General features: G+C 58.1%; 7 protein-coding genes. All 7 read left to right on the top strand.

From position 1 onward, the window contains the following. Nucleotides 1–396: Mu-like prophage major head subunit gpT family protein (locus AAY47_RS10880; protein WP_047769759.1), on the top strand; the 396-nt coding region annotated here is incomplete at its 5' end. Further along, nucleotides 396–722 carry an HI1506-related protein gene (locus AAY47_RS10875; RefSeq protein ID WP_047769751.1) on the top strand — a complete coding sequence of 109 codons (327 nt, stop codon included), beginning with the start codon at nucleotides 396–398 and terminating at the stop codon, nucleotides 720–722. The genes AAY47_RS10880 and AAY47_RS10875, both read left to right, overlap by 1 nt. A gap of 1 nt (nucleotide 723) precedes the next feature. Then, nucleotides 724–1,152, top strand: a complete 429-nt coding sequence (locus AAY47_RS10870; protein WP_047769749.1) for a gp436 family protein — start codon at nucleotides 724–726, stop codon at nucleotides 1,150–1,152. Then, the gene (locus AAY47_RS10865) at nucleotides 1,149–1,799 is read left to right on the top strand and encodes a DUF1834 family protein (protein WP_072059778.1); all 651 of its coding nucleotides are present in this window, start codon (nucleotides 1,149–1,151) and stop codon (nucleotides 1,797–1,799) included. The genes AAY47_RS10870 and AAY47_RS10865 overlap by 4 nt, the downstream gene beginning before the upstream one ends. Beyond that, nucleotides 1,796–1,990, top strand: a complete 195-nt coding sequence (locus tag AAY47_RS10860; protein WP_047769747.1) for a DUF2635 domain-containing protein — start codon at nucleotides 1,796–1,798, stop codon at nucleotides 1,988–1,990. Before AAY47_RS10865 ends, AAY47_RS10860 begins: the two co-directional genes overlap by 4 nt. Beyond that, entirely contained in the window at nucleotides 1,987–3,420 is a 1,434-nt protein-coding gene (locus AAY47_RS10855; RefSeq protein ID WP_047769745.1) for a phage tail sheath C-terminal domain-containing protein, read from the top strand. Before AAY47_RS10860 ends, AAY47_RS10855 begins: the two co-directional genes overlap by 4 nt. A 10-nt stretch (nucleotides 3,421–3,430) precedes the next feature. Further along, the coding region (locus AAY47_RS10850; protein WP_053014258.1) for a hypothetical protein at nucleotides 3,431–3,688 on the top strand (258 nt) is incomplete at its 3' end.

Below are 3,688 nucleotides of genomic sequence, written 5' to 3'. Positions count from 1 at the left end.
ACGGCCATGCGCCAGTTTACTGACGATGACGGCCGCCCGCTCAATATCAACCCCAATATTTTGCTGGTGCCGCCTGCCCTGGAATACACCGCCCGCGCCCTGATGACCGCCGACAGGCTGGAAGATGGCAAGGTTAACCTGTTTAAAGGCACGGCTGAAGTGGTCGTGGAGCCGCGCCTGACCCATGACAGCCGCTGGTATCTGCTGGATACCACCAAATCCATCAAACCGATTATTTATCAGGAGCGTAAAGCCCCGGTCATGGTGGAACAAACCAGCCTGGACAGTGACGACGTGTTTACCCGCCGCCAATACAAGTTTGGGGCTGAAGCCCGTGCCGCAGGCGGTTACGGTTTCTGGCAACTGGCGTATGGCTCTACCGGAGAAGAACAATAATGCCGATTTTAATTACTGCCAAAGTGGCGGACTTTCGCCGCTGTGGTATCGCCCACAGCGACAACACCACGTCCTACCCGGATGACCGTTTTACCGCCGCGCAACTGGCCGAACTGCAAGCCGATCCGATGCTGGTGGTGTCTGTCGTCAATGAGGCAGATGTGCAGTCACCGGGGGCTGATAGCCAGACTCAGGTTGCCGGACTGACTGAGGAAGTCTCACGCCTGACTACCGAACTGGACACGGTGATTGCAGAGCGTGATGCACTGAAAAAAGACCTGGCGGCCCTGAAAAAGGGCGCGAAGCCGGCTAAAGAGGAACCCTGACATGTACGCCACCCAGCACGACATGATCTTAGCCTTTGGTGAGCAAGAATGTATCAATCTCTGTGACCCTGACATAACGGGACAAATTGATGAGCCGGTGATGAATGCCGCCTTAACCCGCGCCAGTGCCGAAATTGACGGTTATCTGGTCGGGCGCTATGCCACGCCGTGGCCGGACACGCCGCGCATTCTGGTCGGCCGTTGCTGTGATATCGCCCGTTACCACCTGACGACAGCCCATCGGGTGATGTCGGACGAAATTCGCCTGCGTTATGAAGATGCCATGCGTTTTCTGGAAAAAGTGGCCGCCGGACAAATCAGCCTGGGACGGGCGGATAACGGGCAACTTATCCAGCCCACCCCGCAAATGGCGTTTGGCAGTAGCCCCCGCCAGTTCGGCCGTGATGCGACAGGGGGAGGTGCCTTTTGATTACCCAGATAGAACAGGCCATTTGTCAGCGGCTGACCGAAGGACTCGGCAAGATGACCCGTGCCGTGACCAGTTACGGCGGGGAAATCGACGACGATGTGGGGCGGATTGTGCGCGTGTTACCGGCGGTGTGGGTCACGTTTGGCGGTATCAGCAAAACCGAGCCATTCAGCGTGTCCAAACGCCAGTACAAACCGACCGGACAATTTGTCGTGATTGTCGGGGATTACAGTACCCGCAGTGAAGCGGCCTCCCGCCAGGGTGGCGTTAACGTCAATGAGGTCGGGTGTTATCGCCTGGTCTACGCGGTCAGGCGATTACTGACCGGGCAGGATTTGGGATTGAAAATCAATCCGTTGGTGCCGGGGCGTGTCCGTACCCTGTTTAATACGCAGGTCGCTGAGCGGGCGCTGTCGGTCTTTGCCTGCGAGTTTGATACCCAATGGCTGGAGGGAGCACTGGCGTCAGGCGCCTGGCCTGAACAAACCCGTGACCGGGCACATCCTGACTGGTTGTATAACGAATACCACGGCCAGTTGTCCCAGCCAGACCCTGACCTGTTACGGGTGGGTATGCGTTACGACCCGCCCGGTATGGGATCACCCGATGATCCGGCCGATTTAGTGAATCTCAGGAAAAAGCCATGAATACATTAATGGTGACTGCCGCGACGGGGCTGCGTGTCCCGCTGGAAAACCAGTCGCGGCGCTACATTGAATCTGAACCCGTAACGGTGCCGGATAGCGCCTATTACCGTCGGTTAATCACGACGGGGGATTTAGTGCTGGTCGTTCCCACCACGACGAAGGTGGGTAAGTCGAGGAAAGAAACATCATGATTAATTTTGATACCATTCCGTCCAGTATCCGCAAGCCGGGCAAGTATTTTGAATTTAATACCCGTATGGCCACCCGCACGCTGCCGGGTAATCCTCAGCGGGTACTGATTATTGCCCCGATGGGAACGCAGGCACAGGTGGCAGCCTTGACCCCGCTGGATATCTATTCCGATAACGAGGCTGCCCGCCAGTTTGGTGCCGGCTCACTGGCGCACCTGATGGCTCGTGCCGCCATTCAGGCCAACAGCTATCTGCAATTGCAGGTGATTGGCATTGAAACCGCCGCCGCAGGCAAAGCGGCTACCGCCACCTTGAGCCTGACCGGTGCCGCCACCGGCAGCGGCACCCTCTATTTATGGGTGGGTGACCAGCGCCTGGATATTGCCGTCGAGTCGGGTGACAGCCTGGCAATCCTTAACAGCGCGGTGGTTGCTGCGGTCGGGGCGGCAACCGCATTACCGATCATGGCCTCGACCCGCAATCAGGGCACCGACGAAACGCCCCGTGACGTCATCACGTTGACCGCCCGTCAGGCCGGGGAATTCGGTAATGCCATCTGCCTCAAGGCCGAGTGTACCGCTAAAGGGGTCGGCATCACCTTGTCCGACATGGCAGGCGGTGAAAATGACCCCGACATTCAGCCGGCACTGGACGCCGTTTTTGCGGCCGGACATCAAATCATTATTTGCCCTTTCAGTACCCAGACGGCCCTGCTGGCCCTGCGCACCCATCTGGATAAGACCGGCAATGCGATGGAGCAGCGCGGTGCCATTGGTGTCGCCGGCTGGACAGGCACCCTGGCAACGGGCACCACGCTGGCGGGGGAGATTAACGATGGCCGTCTGACCCTGGGCTGGTATCCCGGCTCGGCAAAATTGCCCGCCGAACTGGCTGCCGCCTATGGTGCCGTGATTGCCAGTGAGGAAGACCCGGCCCGCCCGCTGAATACCCTGCCCCTGGCGGGTATGGATATTACCCCTGTAACACACCGCGCCAGCCGTAACGAGCAGGAAAACGCCCTGCATAACGGCCTGACGCCGATTGAGGTCGGTGCCGGGAATCGCGTGCAGATTGTGCGGGCCATTACCACCTATACCCGCAACGCCGAAGGGGTGGATGATATTGCCCTGCTGGATCTCACCACCCTCCGCACGCTGGACTACACCCGTAAGGCGTGCCGTGAGCGCATTTCACAGCGTTTTCCCCGTGACAAACTCAATGAGCGGACACGCCAGAAAGTGCGCTCTGAGTTGCTGGATGTGCTGCTCAAACTGGAAGAGTCTGAGATTCTGGAAAACGTCGAAGCCAACAAGGACAAGTTAATTGTTGAACGCAACGATAAAGATCCCAACCGGCTGGATGCGGAAATTCCGGCGGATGTCGTCAATGGCCTGCACGTCTTTGCCGGCCGTATTGACCTGTATTTATAAGAGGTAACCCATGTTAGAAGAATATGTCGGCGCGATTGTGCTGGAAGTCGATGGCCGGGAAGTTGAGGTCACCGATTTGGACGTGCAAATCAACACCGGGCGCAAGCTGGTCAAGACCATGAATAAAACCGGCAGAGCCAAGGGGTACACCAGCGGGATTGCGACTTACGACCTGTCGTTATCGGTGGTCATTCCGCTGGATGGCGATCTGGACTGGGGCAACCTGGTGGGCGTCAAAATCACCCAGTACCCGGTCACGGGTAAAGGG

Origin of the sequence: Xenorhabdus griffiniae (assembly GCF_001028135.1) — a bacterium.
GTDB classification, from domain to species: domain Bacteria; phylum Pseudomonadota; class Gammaproteobacteria; order Enterobacterales; family Enterobacteriaceae; genus Xenorhabdus; species Xenorhabdus bakwenae.
The sequence above is the reverse complement of the archived record's forward strand: the minus strand, read 5'-3'. Positions and strand labels throughout refer to the sequence as shown.